This window comes from Fibrobacter sp. UWB15 (genome assembly GCF_900177705.1).
In the GTDB taxonomy this organism is placed as follows: domain Bacteria; phylum Fibrobacterota; class Fibrobacteria; order Fibrobacterales; family Fibrobacteraceae; genus Fibrobacter.
This window is the reverse complement of record NZ_FXBA01000006.1, coordinates 104,176-129,647: the sequence shown is the minus strand read 5'-3', so window position 1 is coordinate 129,647 and position 25,472 is coordinate 104,176. Positions and strand designations below refer to the sequence as shown.

General features: G+C 51.9%; 22 protein-coding genes. 17 read left to right on the top strand and 5 right to left on the bottom strand.

What is annotated here, in order from left to right:
• Positions 1 to 7: 7 nt before the first annotated feature.
• A complete protein-coding gene (locus B9Y58_RS10050) occupies positions 8 to 1,264 on the bottom strand; it encodes a hypothetical protein (RefSeq protein WP_073055998.1) in 1,257 nt (418 codons plus the stop codon).
• 50 nt (positions 1,265 to 1,314) lie between these two features.
• Here B9Y58_RS10050 and B9Y58_RS10045 point away from each other — a divergent pair, with 50 nt between their 5' ends.
• From B9Y58_RS10045 to B9Y58_RS10015, 7 genes are all read left to right on the top strand, one after another.
• A complete protein-coding gene (locus B9Y58_RS10045) occupies positions 1,315 to 2,187 on the top strand; it encodes a nuclease-related domain-containing protein (RefSeq protein WP_073055996.1) in 873 nt (290 codons plus the stop codon).
• 26 nt (positions 2,188 to 2,213) lie between these two features.
• Positions 2,214 to 3,485, top strand: coding sequence for a M16 family metallopeptidase (locus tag B9Y58_RS10040; RefSeq protein ID WP_073055994.1), 1,272 nt, complete (start codon positions 2,214 to 2,216; stop codon positions 3,483 to 3,485).
• A gap of 44 nt (positions 3,486 to 3,529) precedes the next feature.
• Entirely contained in the window at positions 3,530 to 3,988 is a 459-nt protein-coding gene (locus B9Y58_RS10035) for an RrF2 family transcriptional regulator (RefSeq protein ID WP_073055993.1), read from the top strand.
• 344 nt (positions 3,989 to 4,332) lie between these two features.
• Positions 4,333 to 5,616 (top strand): O-acetylhomoserine aminocarboxypropyltransferase/cysteine synthase family protein, encoded by a 1,284-nt coding sequence (locus B9Y58_RS10030; RefSeq protein ID WP_073055991.1) that lies wholly within the window; start codon positions 4,333 to 4,335, stop codon positions 5,614 to 5,616.
• A gap of 107 nt (positions 5,617 to 5,723) precedes the next feature.
• Positions 5,724 to 6,884, top strand: coding sequence for an iron-containing alcohol dehydrogenase (locus tag B9Y58_RS10025; RefSeq protein ID WP_073055989.1), 1,161 nt, complete (start codon positions 5,724 to 5,726; stop codon positions 6,882 to 6,884).
• Positions 6,885 to 6,925: 41 nt separating this feature from the next.
• Positions 6,926 to 7,852, top strand: coding sequence for a cysteine synthase A (cysK, locus tag B9Y58_RS10020; RefSeq protein ID WP_085534919.1), 927 nt, complete (start codon positions 6,926 to 6,928; stop codon positions 7,850 to 7,852).
• Positions 7,853 to 8,100: 248 nt separating this feature from the next.
• Positions 8,101 to 8,745: an HAD family hydrolase gene (locus B9Y58_RS10015; protein ID WP_073055985.1), complete on the top strand. Its 645-nt coding sequence runs from the start codon at positions 8,101 to 8,103 to the stop codon at positions 8,743 to 8,745.
• Here B9Y58_RS10015 and B9Y58_RS10010 read toward each other — a convergent pair.
• Positions 8,742 to 9,911 carry a TraB/GumN family protein gene (locus B9Y58_RS10010; RefSeq protein ID WP_073056096.1) on the bottom strand — a complete coding sequence of 390 codons (1,170 nt, stop codon included), beginning with the start codon at positions 9,909 to 9,911 and terminating at the stop codon, positions 8,742 to 8,744. The two genes, B9Y58_RS10015 and B9Y58_RS10010, sit on opposite strands and share 4 nt — an antisense overlap.
• Before the next feature lie 118 nt (positions 9,912 to 10,029).
• On the opposite strand from B9Y58_RS10010, the gene B9Y58_RS10005 reads away from it, so the two are divergent.
• The 7 genes from B9Y58_RS10005 (at position 10,030) to B9Y58_RS09975 (ending at position 17,103) form a co-directional block, all read left to right on the top strand.
• Positions 10,030 to 10,641 (top strand): hypothetical protein, encoded by a 612-nt coding sequence (locus B9Y58_RS10005; protein WP_073055984.1) that lies wholly within the window; start codon positions 10,030 to 10,032, stop codon positions 10,639 to 10,641.
• Between the two features lie 8 nt (positions 10,642 to 10,649).
• The gene (locus tag B9Y58_RS10000) at positions 10,650 to 11,114 is read left to right on the top strand and encodes a hypothetical protein (RefSeq protein ID WP_143154674.1); all 465 of its coding nucleotides are present in this window, start codon (positions 10,650 to 10,652) and stop codon (positions 11,112 to 11,114) included.
• A gap of 36 nt (positions 11,115 to 11,150) precedes the next feature.
• Complete coding sequence (gene cmk, locus B9Y58_RS09995; RefSeq protein WP_073055980.1) at positions 11,151 to 11,819, top strand: (d)CMP kinase; 669 nt, start codon at positions 11,151 to 11,153, stop codon at positions 11,817 to 11,819.
• A 35-nt stretch (positions 11,820 to 11,854) separates the two neighbouring features.
• Positions 11,855 to 13,621 (top strand): 30S ribosomal protein S1, encoded by a 1,767-nt coding sequence (gene rpsA / locus B9Y58_RS09990; protein ID WP_073055978.1) that lies wholly within the window; start codon positions 11,855 to 11,857, stop codon positions 13,619 to 13,621.
• Positions 13,622 to 13,725: 104 nt separating this feature from the next.
• Positions 13,726 to 14,787: an acyltransferase family protein gene (locus tag B9Y58_RS09985; protein WP_073055977.1), complete on the top strand. Its 1,062-nt coding sequence runs from the start codon at positions 13,726 to 13,728 to the stop codon at positions 14,785 to 14,787.
• Positions 14,788 to 14,792: 5 nt separating this feature from the next.
• On the top strand, positions 14,793 to 16,142 hold the full coding sequence (locus B9Y58_RS09980) for a bifunctional phosphopantothenoylcysteine decarboxylase/phosphopantothenate synthase (protein ID WP_073055976.1): 1,350 nt from the start codon (positions 14,793 to 14,795) through the stop codon (positions 16,140 to 16,142).
• Positions 16,135 to 17,103 carry a hypothetical protein gene (locus B9Y58_RS09975; RefSeq protein WP_073055975.1) on the top strand — a complete coding sequence of 323 codons (969 nt, stop codon included), beginning with the start codon at positions 16,135 to 16,137 and terminating at the stop codon, positions 17,101 to 17,103. Before B9Y58_RS09980 ends, B9Y58_RS09975 begins: the two co-directional genes overlap by 8 nt.
• A 15-nt stretch (positions 17,104 to 17,118) precedes the next feature.
• Here B9Y58_RS09975 and B9Y58_RS09970 read toward each other — a convergent pair whose 3' ends face one another.
• From B9Y58_RS09970 to B9Y58_RS09960, 3 genes are all read right to left on the bottom strand, one after another.
• Positions 17,119 to 18,069, bottom strand: coding sequence for a class I SAM-dependent rRNA methyltransferase (locus B9Y58_RS09970; RefSeq protein ID WP_073055974.1), 951 nt, complete (start codon positions 18,067 to 18,069; stop codon positions 17,119 to 17,121).
• Positions 18,070 to 18,140: 71 nt separating this feature from the next.
• The gene (gene nrdR, locus B9Y58_RS09965) at positions 18,141 to 18,584 is read right to left on the bottom strand and encodes a transcriptional regulator NrdR (RefSeq protein ID WP_073055973.1); all 444 of its coding nucleotides are present in this window, start codon (positions 18,582 to 18,584) and stop codon (positions 18,141 to 18,143) included.
• Between the two features lie 8 nt (positions 18,585 to 18,592).
• Complete coding sequence (locus B9Y58_RS09960) at positions 18,593 to 20,665, bottom strand: transketolase family protein (RefSeq protein WP_073055972.1); 2,073 nt, start codon at positions 20,663 to 20,665, stop codon at positions 18,593 to 18,595.
• Between the two features lie 233 nt (positions 20,666 to 20,898).
• On the opposite strand from B9Y58_RS09960, the gene B9Y58_RS09955 reads away from it, so the two are divergent.
• The 3 genes from B9Y58_RS09955 to B9Y58_RS09945 all read left to right on the top strand — a co-directional run bounded on the left by B9Y58_RS09955 (position 20,899) and on the right by B9Y58_RS09945 (position 25,457).
• Positions 20,899 to 21,900 (top strand): hypothetical protein, encoded by a 1,002-nt coding sequence (locus B9Y58_RS09955; RefSeq protein ID WP_143154672.1) that lies wholly within the window; start codon positions 20,899 to 20,901, stop codon positions 21,898 to 21,900.
• Positions 21,901 to 21,979: 79 nt separating this feature from the next.
• The gene (locus tag B9Y58_RS09950) at positions 21,980 to 24,538 is read left to right on the top strand and encodes an NPCBM/NEW2 domain-containing protein (protein WP_073055970.1); all 2,559 of its coding nucleotides are present in this window, start codon (positions 21,980 to 21,982) and stop codon (positions 24,536 to 24,538) included.
• Positions 24,539 to 24,545: 7 nt separating this feature from the next.
• Positions 24,546 to 25,457 (top strand): glycosyltransferase family 2 protein, encoded by a 912-nt coding sequence (locus tag B9Y58_RS09945; protein ID WP_073055969.1) that lies wholly within the window; start codon positions 24,546 to 24,548, stop codon positions 25,455 to 25,457.
• Positions 25,458 to 25,472: the final 15 nt, after the last annotated feature.

Sequence of the window (25,472 nt, the reverse complement as noted above, 5' to 3'; positions counted from 1 at the left end):
CCCTAAATCACTTGAACAAGCCGCCCCTCGAAAGAGGTACGCGGCCTTCAAACGAAATTCCGATACTGAACTGATTCATAAACGCGCGACGCTTGCGGTTCTTTATCGGATCGTCAAATTTGAATGTCTTTACAAGCCACTGCAACTTGGGAACGATATACGCCATATCGCCAAGGGGCAGTCTTCGCAGTGCCTGAACACCTCCCATGAAAGCAAGGCTCATGGTGGTATCTTCATCTGCATCAATTTCTTCAAAGCCCAAGCCCGCAAGAACATCAATGGCATATTCGTCATTGAATTCAAATGTCGGCCCGATCATGGCATCCAATCCCGATGCAGAAATACGATCCGCCACAAGGATATCCGCTTGAATTTCGAAGACAAAACGATAGATTTGAACACGCCCATTGGGAAGAGAGAAAGTAAAAGTTTCATTGATAAGATCAAGAGACGAACTTTTAATAGTCTTACCCACCGAAAGTCCTACGCCAAGAGAAAGTACCCCACTATTTTTATCGGCGTTATACAATTCTGCAACAATTTTTTCGTTAATCAAAGCATTCAATGCGTTACGGTAATGGCTATTGGGGTATCGAGCCAGAAAATTGTCACGGGCAACTAACAGCCAGCTGTAATCAAATTCGTAATAGCTGTCGCGCTCATAGGGGCTTTCTTTCTGTATCCAAAGTGATGCCCACGAGGCTGCCGCATCGGCAGCAATTGCAGGAGGAGGCAAAGTTACTTCTGTTGCCACACCGGTTACGGTACCTGGGGTAACCCGATACTCAAGCATATATTCAAGAAAGCCGCCTGTTGTCAGCCTTGAATTTGTCTGTAAAGAAGTCTTTTTGGCAAGCGCATAGAAGCCGTCATACTTTGCAACCATGTAATCCAGAACTAGGTTATAGGCAGCATTGTCTTCTACAGTCAGTTTACGACCATCAACTTCATTACCTTCAAAGCCAAAATATCTTGTACTCACCTTAGGAATAGCAACAGAGCCTTCACGATTGGTGGAATAAAGTTTCCCCGCCTTGTAAGTTAGCCCTTTTTGTTTGGACTTATCTTTGCACAATTCATTCTTAACATTAGGAGCATTTTCTACCAGATAGTCCAACACCGCAGGAACTTCGGCCAACTTTGGTTGCACAAAATGATCCAAAAGGAAAAAGTCAAATTCGCAAACATCCAGCTTAGGCGACGTCGCCCCAAAGGCCAAGCTAAATGCAGAAAAAAGAATTACTGATTTGATACTCTGCAACACGATAAATAAAATAAAAAAAATTTTCCATCTAAAATTACTATACTTGCGGCATGACTTTTTCGACTCTTATCGGCATCATTCTGTTGCTAGCCCTTATCTTTTTTAAAATCAAGGGCAAATCGCCGAAAAAGAATCCGAAAATGTACCATGGCGATGGCCGCCGTAAGACATTCCGCGATTTCGAGCAGGAACGCCGCAAGGGTCTGAGCGATGGAATTCGCGGACTGGACAAACCTTTTGAACTGGGCGGCTACGGCATTACGCACGCGCCTACCCGCAGCGAAAACTTCTTTAAGCCGGACCCGAATTTTAACGACGAGCGCATCGCAAACGACCCGCGGGGCATTTTCGGCGAAGCCGCGATGATGGCTTTGACCGCACGCGTCTGCGACACCGACAAGCGCCGGTACGTGCTAATGCGAAACCTCTACATTCCGGCCCGCGCAGGCTACACCGAAATTGACGCCTTGCTCTTGCACCAGTCGGGCATTTACGTTCTCGAAAGCAAGAACCTTTCCGGCGAAATCGCAGGCGACCTCGAAAGCGAGCGCTGGAGCCAACACCTGAACGCAAGCACCGAACATACGTTCCACAACCCCATTCGCCAGAACATCGGACACATTATGGCGCTGGAGCATTTTCTGAAAATTCGCCACGAACAAGCGCACTTTATTTCGTTCGTGGTTTTCAGCGACCGCTGCACCTTACGAAAAGTGCCCAAGGATAACGAATTCTGGAGCATCGTCCACTGCAGCGAACTGCAAGATGCCCTACTCAAGCGCATCACAAGCCGCAAGACCATTTACAGCATGCAGCAGCTTGAAGACTTTTACTATAAGTTGCAAGATTGCATGAACGTGAGCGAAGAAGTGAAGAAGCAACATAGAGATTACGCCAGCAAAAGAGGAACAGCGCTTTCTTAATTACAAACCACTTCCTACTAATAAATATGAAACAGATTGTAAAGAAAACAGTTCTCGATAACGGAATCACGATTTTAACGGACTACATGCCGCATGCCTACTCGGTTGCGGTTGGCGTCTGGGTGCCGCGCGGATCGCGTCACGAAGCGAAAGACGAATTTGGCCTGAGTCATTTTTACGAACACCTGGTATTCAAGGGAACCGAAAACCGGAGCGCACTTGAAATCGCCCGCGCTATCGAAGACAAGGGCGGAAACCTGGAAGCCTATACCACCCGCCAGGAAACAGGATTCTACGCGCAAATCGAACGCCGCCACTTACCGCTTGCGATCGACGTGATTGCCGACATGCTCATGCACCCGCGCATGGACAAGAAGGAAATGGAAAAAGAACGCCGTGTGATTATCGAAGAAATCCACAGCTACGACGACATTCCCGAAGAAATCGTAGGCGACGTCTTTAACGCCATCCACTTTAAAGGCAGCGGAATCGCCCATTCCATTACCGGAAACATCAAGCAAGTCAAGGCGCTCACGCACAAGCAAATGCTCAAGTACAAGGAGCAAGTCATAAGCGAGATTCCGCTCCTGATTTGCGCCTCGGGTAAAGTCAACCACGAAGAACTTGTAGAACTTTGTGCTGAAAAATTCGTACAAAAGAAAGTGAACGGCACCATACCCACCGACATTTACAAGGCAAGCAACAGCGTCAAAGTCGTACAGAAACAAGACATTGCACAATCGAACCTTTTCTGGGGTTTAAGCTTTGACCGAAGCCTGATGGATGAACGCGCCCGCTGCGCACTTTCGCTCTTTAACGTAGCGATGGGTGCCGGCATGGCCAGCCGCCTGTTCCAAAAAATTCGCGAAGACAAGGGACTTGCCTACTCCGTGTATTCAACCGCCGACGTTTACCTCGACTGCACCGACTGGGGCGTATCCCTCGCCACCGAACCGCACCAGTTGAACACGGCGCTAGAACTTTCTCTCAACGAAATCCGTAACTTCTTGAAGCGCGGATTCAATAAGGGTGAATACGAACGCACCAAGACGAACATCCTCGGTGCCATGTACCTAGGCGCCGACAGCCCCGAAAAGCGCGTCGTGCGCATGGCCGAACAAGTGCTGCACTTGGGCGAATTCCATACCATGGAACAGTCCGAAAAGCTAATCAAGTCCATGCCCGAAGACGAAGTCGTCGCCATAACGAATAAGTTATTCGGCGCAGCTAAGTTCTCGGCAGCGGTAATCGAGCCTGCAAGCAAGAAAAAGACTCAAATTCCGGTACATTTTTTCTAAAGCCCGAAATTAATTCTTATTATTTAAGAAAATAAGGCATTATTATGAGAATTTCTACCAAAGGCCGCTATGCACTGCGCGTCATGATTGACCTTGCTCAACACAGCAAGGACGAATACGTGAAATTACAGGAACTTGCCGAAAGACAGCAAATTTCTGAAAAATACCTTGAAGGCATTTTAGGTTCGCTCGTTCGCGGCAAACTGCTTACGGGCGCCCGCGGCAAAGCCGGCGGTTACAGGCTCAACTGCGATCCCGCCCAATGTAGCGTATGGCAAATCCTTTCGGTTGTAGAAACATCCGTTTCGCCCGTCGCCTGCCTTGACGAAAAGGAAAACACCTGCGAACGCGCCAACATCTGCATTACGCTCCCGGTATGGAAAGAGCTCCATTCCATGATCAAGGATTACCTGGACGGAGTCAAGCTGGACCAGTTTTTACGCAACAGTCCCAAAGCCAAGGGCAAAATTCCTGGCGGAAAGAACTGGAATTGCGGTTTATAGCGTTTAAACCGCTTTTTTTCGAACACCAGTTATAGTCTAAAGCTATTAGTAAGAAAAATGTAAGCATTTTTCTTGCATACTGCTTTATTTTCCTATTGATTTGGTGGGGTTAAAGTTCTAATTTACCACCTGTCGAACGGATTAGCCGTTCAAAGCAATTAACAAAAAAAATTCGTTCCGAACCAAAACCGGAATGACACGCGAGGAAGAGTCGCAAAGGTAGGATAGCCTATGAGTTGTCGAATGTGTAACAGAACTGAACCGTCCTGGAAAAGCCAGGCATAAAAAACAACAAACCATTTAACGTCCCACCGCGGACAACAATCAAAAAAGGAATTTATACAATGACTACACAGAACAAGCTCCATTTCGAAACTCTCCAGGTTCACGTTGGCCAGGAACATGCAGATCCCACAACCGATTCTCGCGCAGTTCCCATCTACCAGACCACTTCCTACGTGTTCCATAGCGCTCAGCATGCCGCCGACCGTTTCGCCCTGAAGGACGCCGGTAACGTCTATGGCCGTATCAACAACTCTACGCAGGGCGTGCTCGAAGAACGTATCGCTGCCCTCGAAGGTGGTGTTGCCGCTCTCGCCGTCGCTTCCGGTGCAGCTGCCATTACCTACGCCATTACGGCTCTCGCCCGCAAGGGTGACCACGTGGTTGCACAGCGTACGGTTTACGGCGGTACCTTCAACCTGCTGCAGCACACGCTCCGCGACTTCGGTATCGAAACGACTTTCGTTGACACCCACGACCTCAAGAGTGTCGAAGCTGCTGTCAAGAGCAACACGAAGCTCATCTTTATCGAAACGCTCGGCAACCCGCATTCCGACATCCCGGATATCGAAGCAATTTCCGAAATCGCCCACAAGAACAAGATTCCTCTGGTGATCGACAATACCTTCGGTACTCCGTATCTGATTCGTCCGCTTGAACACGGTGCCGACATCGTGGTGCATTCTGCCACTAAGTTCATCGGTGGCCATGGCACGACTCTCGGCGGCATCATCGTGGATGGTGGCAAGTTCGACTGGGCTGCATCCGGCAAGTTCCCGCAGTTCACCGAAGTGAACCCGAGCTACGGAATTCCTTTCACCGCGACGGGCGCCGCTGCTTACGTGATCTACGTTCGCACGATTCTCCTCCGCGACGAAGGTGCTGCAATTTCTCCGTTCAACGCATTCCTCCTGTTGCAGGGTGTCGAAACGCTTTCTCTCCGCCTGGATCGCCATGTGGAAAACACCAAGAAGGTTATCGAGTTCCTCACCAAGCATCCGAAGGTTACCCGCGTGAGCCATCCGAGCCTCCCGAACCATCCGGACCACGAACTTTACAAGAAGTACTTCCCGAATGGCGGCGGTTCCATTTTCACCTTCGACATCAAGGGCGGTCAGGAAGAAGCCTTCAAGTTCATTGACAACTTGAAAATTTTCAGCCTGCTTGCAAACGTTGCCGACGTGAAGAGCCTCGTGATTCACCCGTACACCACCACGCACGCCGAACTTTCTCCGGAAGAATTGGCCGCCGCCGAAATTACCCCGGCAACGATCCGCGTGTCTATCGGTACGGAACATTACGAAGACATTATCGCCGACCTTGAAAACGGTTTTGCCGCAATTTAATTGTTTGCATTGAGTTTCCAGTTCCGAGCGCGTTTTCACCATTAGGAAACGTTCATCGGACTGGATTCTTTTTTGAACGCCGCATTGGCGAAAACGGAGAGTATTAAATGATTGACTTCGAATATTATAATCCTGCAAAAATTGTTTTTGGCGAGCACAGCGAAGGAAAGCTGCGTGAACTTTTGGCTGCGTACGGCGTGAAGTCGCTCCAGCTTGTTTACAGCGGAGACTTTATCAAGACGCTCGGCATTTATGACGTGATCAAGGACGCAGTCAAGGAACTCGGAATTCGTTTTTCCGAAAACGGGAATGTGGTTCCGAACCCTTCCATTGACCTGGTGCGCGAACTCGTGAAGCAGGGCAAGGAAAACCAGGTGGACTTTGTGCTCGCGGTCGGTGGCGGAAGTTCGATTGATACGGCAAAGGCAGTGGCACTCGGCATTCCGTACGATGGCGACGTGTGGGATTTCTTTGAAAAAGGCATCTCGCCCAAGCAAGTTTTGCCGATTGGCGTGATTGCAACGACAGCCTCGAGTGGTTCCGAGACTTCGAACGCGGCAATCCTTTCGAGCGGTGAATGGAAACTCGGCTTTGAAGATGACCGGATCATTCCGAAATTTGCCATTATGAACCCGAAATACACAGTGGGCCTGCCGGCATACCAGACTTTCGTGGGAATCGCGGACGTACTTTCTCACTTGCTGGAACGCTATTTCTCTGACGAGAAAAATTCCGACACGACGGACTACCTGATTGAAGGCGCGATTCGCGCATTGCTCGTGAATGCGGACAAGCTCTTGGCAAACCAAAAGGACGTGAATGCCCGTGGTGAAATCCAGTGGCTCGCCAGTGTGGCTCACGGCGGATTCCTGGACGCAGGTCGCCGCGCGGACTGGGGTTCGCACCGAATCGAGCATGAACTTTCGGCGCAGTACAACATCACTCACGGCGAAGGCATGGCGGTGGTGACGGTTGCTTGGACCAAGTACATGGCCGAGAAAAAGCCCTGGAGGCTCGCGCTTCTGGCAAGTAGGGTTTTCGGTGTAGATTCTTTCAACTACAGCGAAACAGAACGCGCTTATATTTTGTCCGAAAAGCTTTCGGCTTTCTTCAAGAAACTGCACCTCGCAACAACCCTGGCAGAACTGAAAATCGACAACAAGGATTTTGATGTCATGGCCGCAAGAGCCGTAAGAAACGGCAATGTCGGGCATTATGTGCCTTTAGATGCAACCGCAATCAAGGACATTTTGACGTTAGCTTTGTAAATTTTAACAGGAAAAACAATTCAAAGATAAGGATTAAAACCATGTCTAAAATCTACACCTCCGCCGACCAGCTCATTGGTCACACCCCGCTCCTCGAACTCACCCATATCGAAGAAGGTCTCGGAGCCAAGATTCTTGCCAAGCTCGAATACTTTAACCCCGCCGGCTCCGTGAAGGACCGCGTGGCAAAAGCCATGCTCGATGACGCTGAAAAGAGCGGCAAGCTCAAAGCCGGCTCCGTGATTATCGAACCGACTTCGGGTAACACCGGGATCGGCCTTGCATCTGTCGCTGCAGCACGTGGCTACCGCATCATCATCGTGATGCCCGAAACCATGAGCGTAGAACGCCGCCAAATCATGAAAGCCTACGGCGCAGAACTCGTACTGACCGAAGGCGCCAAGGGCATGAAGGGCGCTATTGAAAAAGCCGATGAACTCGCCAAGGAAATTCCGAACAGCTTTATTCCGGGCCAGTTCGTGAACCCGGCCAAACCAGCCGCCCACAAGGCTACCACCGGTCCTGAAATTTGGGAAGACACCGACGGTAAGGTCGATATTTTTGTGGCCGGTGTCGGTACCGGTGGTACGGTAACCGGCGTAGGCGAATACCTCAAGTCCAAGAACCCGAACGTGAAGATTATCGCAGTCGAACCGGCTAGCTCTCCGGTGCTCTCCAAGGGTACTGCTGGCGCCCACAAGATCCAAGGCATCGGCGCAGGCTTTATTCCTGAAACCTTGAACACCAAGGTGTACGACGAAGTGATCGCTGTCGAAAACGAAGCCGCCTTCGAAGCCGGCCGTGAAATCGGCAAGAAGGAAGGCGTACTCGTTGGCATTTCTTCTGGTGCCGCCCTCTGGGCCGCCAAGGAACTCGCGAAGCGCCCGGAAAACAAGGGCAAGACGATTGTCGCACTCCTCCCGGATACCGGCGACCGTTACCTTTCTACTGCGCTCTTCGCAGAATAATTTTCACAGAATTATTACTTTATTTACAACAACGCCCATTAGAAATTATCTAATGGGTATTTTATTTATTTGTAGCGAGACAGATATTCCATCGTTAGATAAAATACAAACGGCAAGATAACAAAAGCGTCGGCCACAACCTAATAAGGCGAATGCCGCGGTCATACTTGTATGACCATGGCTGAGCCGTAAGGTTGGCGCGTGCGCCAGGATGGGCAACCTGTGTTTATTTTCTACATTTTTTTAAAATGCATTTCAAGAACATCATCTTCGATTTAGGCGGAGTCATCCTCGACATCAACATGCAAAAGGCCCTAGACGGCTTTGCCGCACTCGGGCTCACCCAAAGTGAACTCCGCTTCGATAAAGGTGAAACCGCCGACTTGATGCACCGTTACCAGCTCGGGCATTTTGCGACCGATGAATTTTGCAGACTCGTTGCTGCCAAGTGTAATCCGGGTACGACTCCCGAACAAGTCGCACTCGCCTGGAACAGCATTTGCATCGGCATTCCCGAACGAAAGCTGAACGCCATCAAAGCACTCAAGCAAAAAGCCAACGTTTACCTGCTGAGCAACACCAACGACCTTCATTGGCAATACTGCCTAGACCATTGGTTCAACGCGGGCGGAAACCGTTGCGAAGATTTTTTCAACCAAGTGTTCTTAAGCCAGGACCTGCACCTCGAAAAACCCAGCGCAAAAATTTTTGAATACGTCACCAAAACAATCGGCGCTGTCCGCGGCACAGAGGTGTCAGGCGACATAACCTCGGACACAATCTTCCTCGACGACAACATCGATAACGTAAATGCCGCAAAAAATTGCGGCATTCAAGCGGTGCAAATCACACCCGATTTCGACTGGTTCGATTACCTTAAAGCGCTTAATTAAAACGCCTGGTAAATCTTGAATATGGCGAGAATCTTTCCGATAATGGCGGGGATTCCCGGGCACAAGAAGCAGAGGATTACGCGAGTCACGCGGTTTTTCCACCAGCGCTTGACCTGCCAGATATCGTCAGTCAACGTTTCCATTTCGGACACGCGCGGCGGGCGCATGTAGACCTGCGTCAGCGCCGTAAAGAACCCGACACCAATCAGCGGTGTAAGCCCCGTAAACGGAGCCGCGATAAGCGCCACCAGAACTGTCAGCGGATGACCGCCAGCAATGATGGTACCGAGCATGGCTCCACCGCCGGTGAGCATCGCCCACTGCAGGCTGAGTTCGCCCGCCTTTTCGGCACCCGTATGCACGCCCACGGCAATAATACTTGCGATGATTGCAATAGGAATGACCCAGCCAATAATCTTCCAAATCGGAGCACTCTTCGGAATCACGCTAATGGATTCTTCGCTCGGGAGTTCTCGGTTTTCTTCAATAATCTTTGCGATACCGTTCATGTGACCGGCACCGACGACTGCTACAATCTTTTTGCCCGGAGCATTCCTGATTTTGCTCGCAAGGAACTGGTCGCGTTCGTCGATCAGCACCTGTTTGACTTCGGGGAAAGACTTTCCGAAATCCTGCATCATGGCGCTCAAGGCATCTTGCTGCTTGATTTTAGCCAAGTCTTCTTCGCTGACTTCGGTCTTGTCAAAAATACTTGCGATGAGTCCGCCCAAAAGGCTCAGTTTACGGTACCAGGGAGTGCATGCCCATGTACGCCTCAAGGTAATCTTGATGTCGCGGTCGGCAAGTACCAGTTCGGCGTTCTTTTCAGCAGCAACATTGACAGCTTCTTTAAGTTCGGAACCCGGCTTGACCCCCGTCTGAGCACCCATACGCTTTTGGTAAGACCCCAACACCAGGTTTGCGATCAACGTAGCCAGTTGTTTTTTCTTGATGACCTGTTTCAGGTCAGTCTTTTTCCAGCGGTCAGGATCCTTGATGGAATTCAGGCGGCCTTCGTCCAATTCAACACAAACCGTATCGGGGGATTCCGCCTCAATTGTTGCCCTGACCAGATCCTTGGAGGCCTGAGAAATATGGGCAGTACCAATTAGAATAAACTCTCTATCGTCTTTTCTTATGCGGCAAATGTCGGAAATTTCGTTCATCAGCATAAATGATAGCAAGAAATGACTCATAAATTGAAATTTTTTGGCCATTTTCTGTAACTTTATCAAAAAATGTTTATATTTATATGGAAATTATATTTTTCGGAGGTTTAATCCTATGAAAAAATTCTTGGCTTATTTTTCTTTGGCAGCGCTGGTTCTGACCGGCTGTGCAGGTTCTAGGTCTAATGACCCCGAGGCTCTGGATAACGCGCTCGTGGGTTTTACCTCTTGCGTGCAGGGCGCCCGCTGGCAAGAAGCTCTTGAATACGTGACCCCCAGTGAAGCTGACGCCATTGCCACTTCCGACGGCTACGAATTCAAGGACGAGTACAAGACTGCTGCTCGCCGTCTGCCTCTTTCCACCCTGCGCAGGGCCGGTCTCGAAGTTGATAGCCGCGGTCGTCTGATTGGCATCAAGGCCGCCATGGACGAAGCGAACGAACGCTACGTGATGTCCGAAGAACAGGCCAAGGTCGGCACGAACCTGAAGCAGATGGAAGACGAACGCATCAAGCGCCGCATTGAACAGGGTCAGAAGATCTTGCAGGAAGAAGAGGAAGAAGCCAACCAGGAACAGGAAGAAATCGTCTATTCCAACAAGCTGACCGACGAAGAAAAGCGCAAGTACGGCAGCACCCGCGACCTTCAGGCTCCGGAAGCTTACCAGGACGAAAACACCGAAGCTGCCGAAGAAGAAATCTACGGCGGCGACTACGAAAATCCGTAATGGGGCAAATGAAATTCTCTCTTAAATCTTTTGCTAAAACGGCGCTCCTCAAAGCGTCGTTTTTTGCAGTATTGCCTGCAGTCTTGTTTAGCTTTACCGCTTGCGACCTGGGCCCGGACCCTGCCGCAGACGGATACCGCTTTAACAGGCACTTCCACTATTATTACGTGCAGGACTGCCGTGCCGACGCATTCGGCGCTTATGACTGCGGCCCTATCCGCGTTTTAAGTCCCGCCATGGTCGTAGGTCTCAGAATCGACAGCGACGGTTTGGCCTCCCTGAATCTTGATGGCGACCGCTATTACTACCTGGAATCGGAGTATACTGAAGGCTACGACGACGTATACGGAAGTTATTTCAACTTCTACCAGGACGACGACGAGTTGACGGTCTACAAGGACGGCTACACTTTGGCCTATTGGGATAACAGAAACGGCCTTGTAACCTACTACTTTTACGAGATATATGATTGACGACGGGGCTTCAAGTTTCTAATTTTAGCCCCACTCATGAGTAATTCAGAAAATTTTGTTATCGCCCTCGATGGCGGTTCGGGTACCGGTAAAAGTACCACCGCAAAAATCGTGGCAAAGACCCTCGGCATCACTTATTTGGATACAGGCGCCATGTACCGCGCCGTGACGCTTGCAGCCCTCGATGCAGGACTTGCTGCCGAAGAAGGCCCCGCGATGGACAAATTGCTCGAAAACCTGACCCTCGGGTTCGATTCCGAAAACCACATCCTCATCAACGGTGTCTGCCGCGAAAGTGAAATCCGCGGCATGAAGGTGTCGAGCAACGTGAGCATTTACTGCGCACTCCCGTCGGTCCGCGCCGCCATGACCAAGCAGCAGCGCGAAATCGGCAAGAAGCAGAGTTGCATTCTGGATGGCCGCGACATCGGTACGGTCGTCTTCCCCGATGCGAAGTACAAGTTTTTCATGGTGACGGACGTGAAGGTCCGCGCCGAACGCCGCTACAAGGAACTCCTCGAAAAGGGAGAAAAGGTGACGCTCGAAGAAGTCCTCAACAACCTGGTCGAACGCGACCGCTTGGACTCCTCCCGCGCAAACGCCCCGTTAAAGAAAGCGGACGACGCTATTGAAATTGACACTACACACATCTCAATCCAACAACAGGTTCAAAAGATTCTCGACTACGTAGGTGTAGTGGCGTAGCCTGAATCCTTTGTTCCACAACCCAACTAAACAATATGTCTCAAAATCTCAAATTCGGTACCGCAGAAGATCTCGCTGAAATCCTCGCCGCTCAGGGCGAATGCAGCCCCGACTTCCGTAAGGCTAACGCTGACGTTTATGCCGGCATGGATTGCCTCGAACAGGGCAAGCTCGTCACCGGTAAGATTAGCCAGGTGAACGACCAGGAAGTCTTGATCGACGTGAACTACAAGTCAGAAGGTGTCATTGACCGTGCTGAATTCAAGGACACGGACTCCCTCGAAATCGGTTCCGAAATCGAAGTGTTTGTCGAAAAGCTCGAAGATGAAGACGGACGTCTCATCCTCAGCAAGCAGAAGGCCGACTTCGTTCGCGTGTGGGATCGCATCCACGCTGCATTCGAAAACAACGAAGTCGTGCGTGGTACGCTCACGAAGCGTATCAAGGGCGGTGTGGTTGTCGACCTGTTCGGCATCGACGCCTTCCTCCCGGGTTCCCAGATCGACCTCCGTCAGATCCCGGACATCAACGCCCTCATCGGTCAGGAATACGACCTCAAGGTTATCAAGGTCAACAAGGCTCGCAGGAACATCGTCGTGTCTCGCCGCGTCGTTCTCGAAGAAGAACGCAACAAGCAGCGTGGCGACGTGCTCGAAACCCTCGAAAAGGGTCAGGTCCGCAAGGGTATCGTCAAGAACATCACCGACTTCGGTGCATTCATTGACCTCGGCGGCGTAGACGGCCTCCTCCACATCACCGACATGAGCTACAAGCGCATCAACCACCCGACCGAAATGCTCCAGCTCGGCCAGGAAGTCGAAGTCATGGTTCTCGACTTCAACGACAAGAAGGAACGCATCTCTCTCGGCATGAAGCAGCTTAAGCCGCATCCGTGGAAGGACATCGCCGAACGTTATCCGGAAGGCGCTATCGTTAAGGGTAAGGTTGTTTCCATTACCGATTACGGTGCATTCGTTGAACTGGATAGCGGCGTCGAAGGCCTCATCCACGTTTCCGAAATGTCCTGGACTCAGCATGTCAAGCACCCGTCCAAGATCCTCACCGTCGGTCAGGAAGTCGAAGCTGTCGTGCTCAAGGTTGAAGAAGATGCAGAACGTATCTCTCTCGGCATGAAGCAGCTCGAATCCGATCCGTGGGATTCTATCGAAACCGAACTTCCGCCGGGTGCCCGCGTGGTTGGTGAAATCCGCAACATCGCTTCCTTCGGCGCCTTCGTCGAAATCAAGGAAGGTGTTGATGGCCTCATCCACGTTTCCGACATGTCCTGGACCAAGAAGATCACTCACCCGAACGAAATGGTCAAGAAGGGTGACAAGGTTGAATGCGTCGTGCTCGCTGTCGATAAGGAAAAGCGTCGTATTTCCCTCTCCATGAAGCACCTCACCGAAGATCCGTGGGACACCATCGATTCCACCTACCCGGTGAACAGCGAAGTGAAGGGCAAGATCGTTCGCATGCTCGACCGCGGCGTCGTGGTTGAACTCAACGACGGTATCGAAGGCTTCATCCCGGTCTCCAAGCTCACCGCTGAATACATCAAGGTTCCGGCCGATGCATTCAAGGTTGGCGACGAAGTTCCGGCTGTCGTGACCGAAATCGATCAGAACAACCGTAAGATCTTCCTCTCTGTGGTTGACTACTTCAAGAACCGTGAATCCGCCGAGCTCAAGGCTTGGATGGACTCTCACAAGCCGGGCGAATCTGGCACCACCATCGGTGAAGCTACCGCCCCGAAGAAGAAGTCTTCCAAGAAGAAGGCTGACGCTGAAGCCGAAGCTTAATTCGCTTCTGTTGTTCAAAGCATAAAGCTTAAAAAACTCCCGTGGATAAAACCACGGGAGTTTTTTGTGGTATTTGTCATCACACATTTTTGTATTTTGTCTATATGGGAAATAGGATTCAGGAATTAGATGTTCTACGCATTCTTGCAATGTTATTCGTAATCACGTTCCATTTCGGGCGCGAATATACGGCAGCAGGACTCCCCTGCTTTAATCTTTTGTACAAGACCGTCAATTACGAATTTGGAAACCTCGCCGTTACCATTTTCATTGCAATTTCTGGCGGAATACTTTATAAAAAACACGGTGTAATAGGCAAAAGCAACGGCTCTCTAAAGGATTTTTACCTCAGACGCGCAAGATCAATCTATCCGCCTTTTTGGATTCTAAGCCTTTACATTCCCCTGACAATGATTCGCCACCTGTTGAGCAACGGAAACCCCTTCTTTTTAGGCAATCCCTTTTCACTCCTGTTCACGCTTGTGGGTTTTGACGGTTACGTTAAATGCTTTGGAATAACTTCATACGTCTTTTGCGGAGACTGGTTTGTAGGCGCAATTGTACTGCTTTATTTGCTGTACCCGCTACTGGCGCGCTGTTATTCGAAACGTCCAGTACTAACGCTACTTGTGCTCACACTACTCTACGGTTTACAGTTCCTGATTCCTGCAAAATACGACGAGCTATTCAGCGGCCTTCCCGCCACACTCGCCTTAAAATTCTGCATCGGGTTCTTGCTCGTCCAAAATCTGGAACGCCTAAAGGACTGGCGCATCGCCCTAACAGGCGCCCTTTTATTCCTTGGACTTTCTTTCGTCGACATTCCCGGCCGATTCAAGGCAGATCTTTTAGGAACTATTGCCGCATACGCCCTATTCGCTGTAGCTTTCTACATCGCCCCGCACGTGCTACAATTCAAAGCGATGAGCAAGTCCATTCAAATACTAGTCCCTCTCTCGTACTGCGTATTCCTCGTGCAGCATGTAGGAATCGTCTGGGTTCAAACCGCCTTCATCAAAATCTTTGACAAAATGCACTGGGACTTTACCGAGTGGAAAAACTTAGCCCTGCTCGCCTGCACCACGGTCGCCATCACGCTTGCAGCCTGGATATTGAAGCGGATTAGCGATTGGGTTACGGAACGGGTTTTGAAATTTCTATCTTAGGGAGCATGAACCTCGCTGGAAAGAAAATTCTTCTCGGAGTCTCGGGCGGCATTGCCGTGTACAAGAGCTGCGAGCTGTTGCGCTTGTTGCAAAAGAAGGGCGCAGAAGTACGCGTGTGCATGACTGACGCGGCAACCGAATTCGTGGCACCGCTGACTTTCGCAAGCCTTAGCAAGTGCCCCGTATACCTGAAGAACGGCGCCGTCGAGGCGCGCCCTTTCCAGCATATTGATTTTCCGCGCTGGGCCGACCTCTATTTGGTGGTGCCCGCGACCGCGAACATCATCGGGAAATTCGCCTGCGGTATCGCCGACGATCCGGTGAGCCTTTGCTTTATGAGCTGCACGTGCCCGCGCGTGATTGCGCCCGCGATGAATGTGGCGATGTACAATTCGCCGGCGGTAAAGCGCAACTTCGAGATTTTGCGCGGCTTTGAAGACACGACCGTGCTGGAATCGCCTGCGGGTGAACTCGCCTGTGGTGAAGTCGGACAAGGTCGCCTAATGGAACCTGCAGAAATCGTGAAGTGGTTGGAAGGGGCAAGCCTGCCCCTCGCTGCAGCCGCCTGCGCGGCTTCCGCTACCCCATCGCCTAGGGGCTCGGCCCCTAAAACCCCCGTGCCGGCTGTTCCTGTCGCTGTCGATGTTCCGCCGACACAAGACGCAAGCCTTCCCGGCTACGGCAAGAAGGTGCTTTTAACCGCAGGCCGTACCGAAGAAGCGATTGACCCGGTACGCTACATTAGCAATCGCAGTAGCGGCAAGACTGCGGTGGCACTAGCCTCGGTGTTCTACGCCAACGGCTTCGAAGTCGAAGTGGTCGCAGGCCCGATGGAAGCGGCGTTCCCGGGCGGCGTGAAAGTGACCCGCGTGAAAAGCGCCCGGGACATGCACGACGCCGTGATGGAACGGTTAGATTCTGCGGACGCCGTCGTGCATTGCGCGGCGGTAGCGGACTACCGCCCCGCCCACGCCGCTGACGAAAAAATCAAGGATAGCCGCAGCCAGCTCTCGATTGAACTTGTACCGAATCCGAACATTCTCCGCGACTGCACCGCCGCCCGCAAGGCTCGCACCGATTCCACATCGGGAACCGCCGCGCATAAGCAGGTAATTGTCGGATTCGCGCTTGAAACTGACCACTTCGAAGAACATGCCGCAGAAAAACTTGAAAAGAGCGGCGCCGACGCACTTCTGTTAAATGCGCCCGTGGCAGCCGATTCCGGCTTTGGCCGCGACTGCGTACGCTTCGCCCTGGTGGAGCGTGGCAAGGCCGTTCCACCGCTCGCCATGGGCGAGAAGGTCGATTTGGCCGAGACGATTTTGAACTTTTGCCTGGAGCGCCTGAATGGCTGACGAATTTGACTTTAGCGAACTGCGCAACTACCTTTCAGGACAAATCGACCTGGGCGAAGCTGAACTCTTGTTAGACGAGCCGTGGACGCTCACGCGCAAGCCCGCTGTTCCTGGTGCGCCCGCCGCTCGCCCGGCTCCCGCAGTACCACCTGCAGCACACCCCGTTCCGCCGACTCCGGCCACAGCTCGCCCAGTACCGCGCAACCTGCCGCCCCAATTCCCGAACAGCCCGGCACCCGGCGCATCCAGCGCACCCGCAGATTCTGCGCAGGCCCCGATTCCGGACACCACCGGATTTGCACCTTCGCTCTTCGGCGCCGTCGATGCCAAGGCAAACGCCATTCCGGCAGCCAACATGCCGACCGCACGCACTGTCAAGCGCAGTGCCCACGCCTTTGAATCTGCCGAGACCCTTGACGCATTCTACGAATCCATCAAGGGCGAAGCCATGTACGCCAAGGAAGCGGCCCTCGCCCGCTACGTAGGCCCCGCGAAGCCGAAATTGCTTTTCCTGCTCCCCGCCATTAAAATGGCCGAGGCCGCAAACATTTCTACAACAAGCACCGACGCCTTCTTCGGAACACCCGTTGGCGAAATGCTTTCGCGCCTTTTCGCAAGCTTAAGCATCAATCAGAACGACATCGGCATCACGTACTTTTTCAAGTCTACCGAACGCCCGCTCGCGCCGCTTTTGGAAGCGCTACTCCGCAAGATGCTCGCCAAGGAACTAGCCTTCATTCAACCCGAAATCATGGTGACCTTCGGCCAGCCGCTGTTCTATCAGGTGTTCAGCAAGGGCAAGAATTTCGACGACAACGCCGGCACCGCCATGGATTTTTCTGGCACCAAGAGCGTTGCGCTCGTAGACCCCTACCTCATGGTCAACGACAAGCAAATGAAATGGCTCACTTGGAAGGTTCACATCCCGCGCAGTGGGCTTTTCACTGTCGCGGCGAAGTAGTTTTCAGCAGAATAATTACACTTCAATCAGTGTTGCCACAAGGCAGCTGTCTTTGGTGTAGCCAGATCCTACGAAATCGACATCCTGCGACTTGTTCCAAAGTGTTTTGGCGCTCGAGTGAACAGACGCCACCGCAGCGAGCGCATCGCGCGAGAATTTAGACAAATTAAATTCGCTGTAGTTGGAACTCACCATAAATAGGCCACCCTTGTTGAGAAGCGTGGCGCAATCGGCCACCAGCGGCATCAGGTGTTCGCGCACGTTAAAGTTCTTGCCCTTGAAGCGAGCAAAGCTCGGCGGGTCGAGCACGATGGCATCGAACTTGAGGCCTTTCTTTTGCGCCCAGTGAACGTATTCAACGGCATTGCCTCTGAAGAATTCGCCCTGCTTGGGTTCGAGGCCGTTAAGCGCGTAGTTTTCGCGGCCCTTGTCCAAAATCTTCGCGCTGATGTCGGCGTTCGTCGAAATCTCTGCACCGCCCAAGCGGCCGTGCACCGAGAAGGCGCAAGTGTAGCTGAACAAGTTGAGCATACGGCGATCGGCCGCGCGCTCGCCCATTTCCAGGCGAATGTGGCGCATATCCAGAAACAGCCCCGGATTCACCGTATCGAGCAAATCGATGTGGAACTTTGCCGTACCTTCGCGGACAACACCTACAGAATCTTCCGCGCGCCCCACCGCCACTTCCATCGGCGGATTCTCCAGTGACTTGCCGGAACGCGAAAGGCGTTCCTTTACAACGAGGCAAACCGGTGCGAACTTTTCTGCTACGGCAGCGACGACGGCATATTTTTCGCGGAGCAGTTCATCACCGAAAAATTGAATCTGGTAACGGTCACCGAACTTGTCTAGCGTCATGCCGGGGAAACCGTCCGGCGCCCCGTTCACAATGCGAAAAGCCTCCGTCGTTTCGAACAACGGAGCGCGCTTATTAAAAGCCGCATCTAATTTTTCGACAAAATTCATAAACAAGGTTTCAGATTACAAATGTGAAATGTAGAATTTCTCATTTCACACTCCACACTTCTTACTTCCGACTACTTGTCCATGCTCTTGATTTGGTCCACGAATTCGCCGACTTCCTTGAATTCGCGGTAAATCGATGCAAAACGTACGTAAGCCACCGGATCCAGTTTCTTGAGCTCCTGCATCACCAAGTTGCCAATCTGTTCGTAACTGACTTCGGCATTTTCAGAGAGAGTCAACGCGTTTTCCACGTTAGTCGCCAACTGTTCAATTTCAGCTACTGAAACAGGACGTTTCTTGCACGAGTTCATAATCCCGCGCAAAAGCTTTTCACGCTGGAACGGTTCATGCTCGCCGCTGCGCTTAATCACGGTCAGCGGCTGCACTTCGATGTACTCGCGGGTGGTAAAACGACGGCCACATTCGCAGCATTCACGACGGCGACGGATAGACGAACCGCTCACGCGGCTGTCCACCACTTTGTCGTTATCTTTCTTGCAGAATGGGCAAATCATCTTGAACCCTAGTTGAACTTCTTGAATTCAGCGACATTTGCCTTGAATTCAGCGAGGTATTCCTTCGCAGCGGCCACGACGGCTTCCGGAGTGTAACCGAATTCCTTCTCGAGCACGCCTGCCGGAGCAGAGGCGCCAAAGCGTTCGAGACCGGAGACCTTGCCGAAGCCACCCACGACCTGGGCGAACAGAAGCGGAAGGCCGCTGGACTTTGCAAACACCGGAGTCCAAGGAACGATGATGGAATCGCGGTAAGCCTTGTCCTGAGCCATGAAGAGGGCCGGGCTGATCATGGAGACCACGCGGACCTTGAGGCCTTCGCCACGGAGGATTTCGGCGGCGTCGTGAGTCAGGAGCACGTCGGAACCATTAGACACGAAGGTCAGGTCCGGGCGTGCGGAACCACAATTGTCGCTCACGATGTAGGCTCCCTTGCGGCAAGCCTTGGAAGCTTCGTAGCGTTTGTCACCGGGGAGCGTCTTCACATTCTGGCGGGTAAGGATAATCGCTGTCGGGCGATCGTTGTTTTCAAAAGCCATTTCCCAGGCGGTCACGGTTTCGAAAGCGTCGGCCGGACGGAGCACCAGCATTTCGGACTTGCCGTCTTCGCGCTTCAAGCCTTCGAGCAAACGGATCTGGGTTTCGTGTTCAATCGGCTGATGCGTCGGGCCGTCTTCGCCCACGCGGAAGCTGTCATGCGTGTACATGAACTTGACCGGGAGTTTCATGAGGGCAGCCATACGGATCGCCGGCTTCATGAAGTCGCTGAACACGAAGAATGTAGCACAAATCGGATAGAGGCCGCCGTGCAGCGCGATACCGCAGCAGATGGCGCCCATGGTCAGTTCGGCAACGCCCACCTGAACAAAGGCGCCCTTGAAGTCGCCTGCGCGGAAGATGCCGGTCTTGTTGAGGAAGGCCTGGGTGTTGTCGGAGTTGGAAAGGTCAGCGGAGCTGCAGATGCAGTTCTTCACGTTTTCGGCGAGGTAGCCGAGCACGGTACCGGAAGTCACGCGAGTAGCGACACCTTCCTTGAGTTCGAGGCCAGAAAGGTCGATCTTCGGAGCCTTGCCCGAGAGCCATTCCTTGAGGGAGGCAGCCTTTTCCGGGTTCTTGGCATCCCAAGCGGCCTTTGCCTTCTTCCATTCGGCGACCTGCTTGCGGAGTTCTTCCTTGCGTGCTTCGAAACCAGCCTTCACGTCGTCAAAAATCTTGAATGCATCGGCCGGATCACCGCCGAGGTTCTTCACCGTTGCGTCGGTAGAGGCGCCAGCGGCGTTCAGCGGCTGACCGTGAGTAGAAACGGCACCTTCGAAGCTCTTGCCGTCTTCGGCGATGGCTCCCTTCGCCATGGTGGTGTGACCGATGATGATGGTCGGCTTTTCGGTTTCGGCCCAAGCGGCCTTGAAAGCCTTGCGGAGTTCTGCAATGTTGTGACCGTCTGCCACGTCAATCACGCGGAAGCCCCATGCTTCGTACTGACCAGCCAAGTCGTGGCTCATCACGTCTTCAACCTTGCAAGAGAGCTGCACCTGGTTGGCATCGTAGAAGAAAATGAGGTTCGAAAGCTTGAGGTGACCGGCAATACGGCCCACGCCGTAAGCGATTTCTTCTTCAAGGCCACCGTCAGACACGAGGCATACGACCTTGTGCTGCAAAATGTCGCCAAAGCGTTCGACCATGAAGCGTTCGGCAATCGCATTACCGAGGGCTACGGCATGACCGATACCGAGCGGACCCGAGGAGTTTTCGATGCCGAGGGCGACATCCACTTCGGGGTGACCCGGAGTGCGGGAGCCGAGCTGGCGGAAATTCTTGAGGTCATCCATCGAGAGGTTGCCGAGCATGGCAAGTTCGCCGTACAGGAGCGCGGACATGTGGCCCGGATCCATAAAGAAGCGGTCGCGGGCTTCCCAGTAGGGATTTTCGGGGTCAAAACGGAGAAATTCCGAATAGAGGAGCGTAATGGCGTCTGCTGCGCCCATGGCTCCACCCGGGTGTCCGGACTTTGCCTTCTGCACCATGGCAGCGGAAAGGATTCGAATGTTGTCAGCCGCTTTTGTAACCAACGCGTCTTGCACTTTTTTAACCTCTCTTTAGAATTAAGCGCCCCAAATTTAGTTTTTTTTTACCACCCTCACAAGGCAGGCTGACAGAAAACACCTTATAATCTCCTTATAATTAACGAAAAAGAGTGAAAAATGTTTTACCAAATCTCCAAGAATAAAAGGCCATTTAATAACTATTTTTGGGACAGGAAAAACAAAGGTATCTTAAAATGCTAAAAAATATTTACAAATTTTGCTTCATCACCTTGGCAGGTCTTGTTGGAACGGCCAACGCCCTTGAAATCCGTCCCTTCTTCGAACTCCTTTTCCCCACTAAAGTCAATATCAATACAGATCATGCGGGAAAAGATTCTGACAAAAAGATGGATTCCGACTTGCAGTACATGGGCGGTTCCGAAGTTTTGTTCACTCCCGAAATTCCTATCCGCTACGGTTTCGGTCTCGGCGTGAAGTCTGCCCAGCAAAAGGGAAGCACCATTATCACTCCGGCCATGCTCCCGATTTGGGGCGTCATCACCTACGACCCCCTGAAGTTCAAGTACAAAGTTTCCCCGTACCTCGTCGCCAGAGTCGGTGCCCAGGTACCTCTCGCCACCAACGGAAACTGGTGGGAAAAGCCGTTTAACTACACCGTGTCCGGCGGCCTTGGCGTCATCGTTCCTTTCGACATCGGCGTCGAAGTCATTTACGACTATACTTCGGTACTCAAGTCCTTCAAGAGCCTCGACACCAAGTACCGTGTTTCTTCTGGCCGCGTAGGCATCGTGCTCTCCAAGGGCTTCAACCTCGGCGGCGAAAGCACCCCGAAGAAGGCCGAAGAACCCACTTACGACGCTTCTGCCTTCTCGACCGAATCCACCGAAGAAAAGCAAGAAGAAACCCAGGAAACCTCCGGTTTCGACTACTCCGGCGGAGCTTATGACTCTTCTGAACCCGATACAACGGCAACCACCTCCGAAACCGATTACGGTTACGGCTATGGCGCTTCCGAAGAAACTCCTTCTGAAACAACCGAAGACTCTACAAGCGCCCCTGCAGCAGAAGAAACCCCGGCCGAAGAAATCGCCGCAGAAGCCCCCGCTGAACCTGAAGCCGTCGCAGAACCCGAACCGGAGCCCGAACCCGAAGTAGCCCCGGAACCCAAACCTGTCGCAAAGAAGACCACCAAGAAGTCCTCGAAGAAGTCCAAGAAGTCTTCCAAGAAATCTTCGAAGAAGTCCAGCAAAAAGAGCAAAAAGAAGAAGTAATGCTCACACAAAAATGAAATCGGAATAATTCCAAACGAACTAGGCGCCCTTGGGCGCCTTCATTATTTATATTTATAAAATGAAAGCTTTCATTATTGGACTTTTGAAGAATCTCGCCCATCCGGGAACCATTATCGGCCTTGTCGTATCAATTGCAATTCCGTTCCTGATTTACCTGGGTCCCAATATCGGGCACAAAGATACCATCAAGAATCTTGACCTGTACCTGCCGCTCCCGCTATTTATTATTCAGCTGATTGCAGCCATTGCCATTTTTGCGCTCCTGCATAAGGATTTCAGGGAATGGATCAAGGGAATTCTCCCCGAAAAGAAGATTTCCATTTTGATGCTCGCCTTTACCGCCGCGATTACGATTTTCGCCGGCACCCAGATCGAGGCCCGCCACCGCGTGCAAAGCGACGAAAGCGTGTTCATGTCGGTTGCCCAGAACATGTATTACAACCAGGAATCGGGCACCTGCAACCAGGGATACTTCGATAACGGCAAACTGAATTGCGTCGGTAAGTCTAATAGTTTCAAGACTAAAGGTCTCGCGTTCTTGTACCTGCTGGGCATGCCGCTCTTAGGTAACGACCTGCACTGGATTTTCCATATGGAACTCCTGATGCTCCCGCTCGCGGTATTGCTCATGTTCCTCGCGATTGTCGCCTGGACAAGGATGCCGCTCCTAGCCTTCTTTGCAGCACTCCTTACGGCATTACAACCTACGGTCTTGTTCCAGTTCCGCGCCATGTCGGTGGAACCACTCTACATTTTCCTTTCTGCCCTTTCGCTGCTGATTTTCAAGTGGGCCTACGACCGCAACACCCTAAAGCATTGGGCATTGTTGGCCCTCTCGCTTGCCTTCTTCGCACAGACCCGCCAAGAAACCGCCTTTTGCCTATTCGCCTTCATCTTGTTCGCCCTCCCCAAACTTTTGGACAGCAAGAGCGCCAAGGCTCCCACCTTTTTTGTGACGCTTTCTCTGTTCTCGGTCCCGGCACTTTTGACCATCAGCTACTTCCAGGGCTTTGGTTTCCAGGGTGGAGAATTCGAGGCCCACGGCCACTTCCTAGAAGACCTCAGCCGAAACTGGACCGAAATGACCAAGCCGCTCACCAAGAACGGCGAACTAGAAAACCCGTTCCTCACTTACTTTAATTACCTGTTCATCATCGGTGCCATTTACCTGGTGGCCCGCGCCATTTGGGGCGCCAAGAAGAAGGAATACTTCTACCTCGAAATTCTCGCCTTCTTGCTTCTGTACCACATTCAGACTTACGTGATTCTCGAAAACGTCTCGGGCGATTTTAGCATCCAAATCAACCAGCGTTACAGTTTGGTCATGTTGCCGTCGATGGCTTTTGTTGGCGCCCTCCCGGTAACCCACTTGGTAAAGCTGCTGATTGATTCCATGAGCGGCAAAGACGCCAAGCAGAATGCGATGACCGCCGCCCTGATTACGCTCATTGCAGGCCTTATCTTTACCGGTTGGACCTTCCACTATAAGGAAGACTTCAACAAGAACATCATGTACAACCGCAACCACTTGACCATCGAAGAATACGAGATTCTGAGTTGGCTCAAGGAACAGCCGAAAAAGGAACGCCTGTTCATTTACGGTCGACCCTGGCATTTTATCGGTTACGGCATTTCTTCTATCCATTATGACCGCGCCCGTCAAATGAGTTCCCTTGACCTCAAGAAACTCATCGACAAATACCAAGGCGAAGTCTATTACATTCGCGGCCTCGACTGTTGGGACAGCCAGACCTACCACAAGAAGGCGGTGGAGCATCGCATTGCCACCACCTGCGACGTGTTTGAACGCGACATGGATTTGGAAGGCGTCAAGAACATTCTGATTACCAACAACTACTGGGTGCAAATCGCGAAGTTCAATGGCCGCAAGGAATTCAATCCGCAAAAAATCATTGCTGCAAGCGACCTTGAATTGAATAATTTCTCCGAGGATTCCACCAAGCAATCTCTCTTTTATCGATTCAACTTGAACGAAACCGCAGCTATTGCAAACCAGTGGGACTACACTATTCTCTTTAACGGCGATACCCTGGTACACTCCCCCTACACCAACGGGAGCTTCAGCGGAAACATCGCAGAGGACCGCTTGTTGCCCGGCTACAACCAGGTGCAATACATGGTGCAAAACCGCGAAAACGGCAAGCTCATGGCCGACATTTCCAAGTTCTACTTCAACAAGGCAACCGGCGCAGTGCCGCTTGTAGAATTCCCCTACGAGAGCCACAAGCAGGCCTGGGGTAAGCTCCACAAGAATACTTCGCTCGAAGGCAACACCTTCAAAGTGGGCGGCAGATACTACAACGAAGGTTTTGGCACGCACGCTTCCTCTGAAACCACCTTCAATCTTGAAGGTAAATTCAAGACTTTCAAAATGGGTTTTGGTCTCGACGAAGAATCGCTCTGCAGTGACGGAGTCCAACTGCAAATCATTGCAGACGGGGTCATCCTTTTCGATAGTGGCCGTTTCGGTCTCGGCAAATTGAAAACAGCCGAAGTCAGCGTCGAAAACAAGCAAACCCTTACCATCAAGACCAATTCCCTTGAAGATATGGACTGCGACCATGTCGATATCATCAACCCCGCGCTTATTCCCTAGGTAGATTATGCTGTTATCTGTAATCATTCCTGTTTTCAACGAAGAAGAAATCGTCGCCGAAACCTACCGCGTTCTCGAAGAAGAACTCAAGGATGTCGAGCACGAACTCATCTTTGTAAACGATGGTTCCAAGGACAAGACCCGCGAAATCGTTGAATCGCTTTTGCCCCAGAATCCGAACAACAAGATTATCAACTTCAGCCGCAATTTCGGTCACCAGGCCGCCTTCAGCGCAGGCCTCGATCATTCTACCGGCGATGCCGTGGTAATCATTGACGGTGACTTGCAGGATCCGCCAAGCCTGATTCACGAAATGCTCGAAAAATGGCGCGAAGGTTACCAGGTGGTTTACGCACAACGCAACAAGCGCAAAGGCGAAACCATTTTCAAGCGCTTTACCGCCTTCTGTTTCTACCGCCTGATCGGCAAACTCACGAGCATCGACATTCCGCCTGACACGGGCGACTTCCGCCTCATGGACCGCTGCGTCGTGAACCAGCTCACGAACCTGCCTGAACGCAGCCGATTCTTGCGCGGGCTCGTCTGCTGGGTCGGTTTCAAGAAGATTGGCGTCAAGTACGACCGCGCCGAACGTACCGCAGGCACCTCCAAGTACCCACTCAAGAAGATGGTGCGCCTCGCCCTCGACGGCATTACCGGATTCAGTTCTGCGCCGCTCAAAATCAGTTTCTATGCGGGATTGTTCGCGACTGTCGTCGGCCTCGGCGTGTTGATTTGGTCAATTCTCGAAAAATTTCTCAGCCCCGCCACGACGGTTCCCGGCTGGGCATCCCTCATGACCGCCATCGTTTTCTTTAGCGGCGTGCAGCTCATGTCCATTGGCATCATGGGTGAATATATCGGTCGCATTTACGACGAAGTCAAACAGCGTCCGCTTTACATTGAAGATAAGAAGTAGAAAGTAGACTGTAGG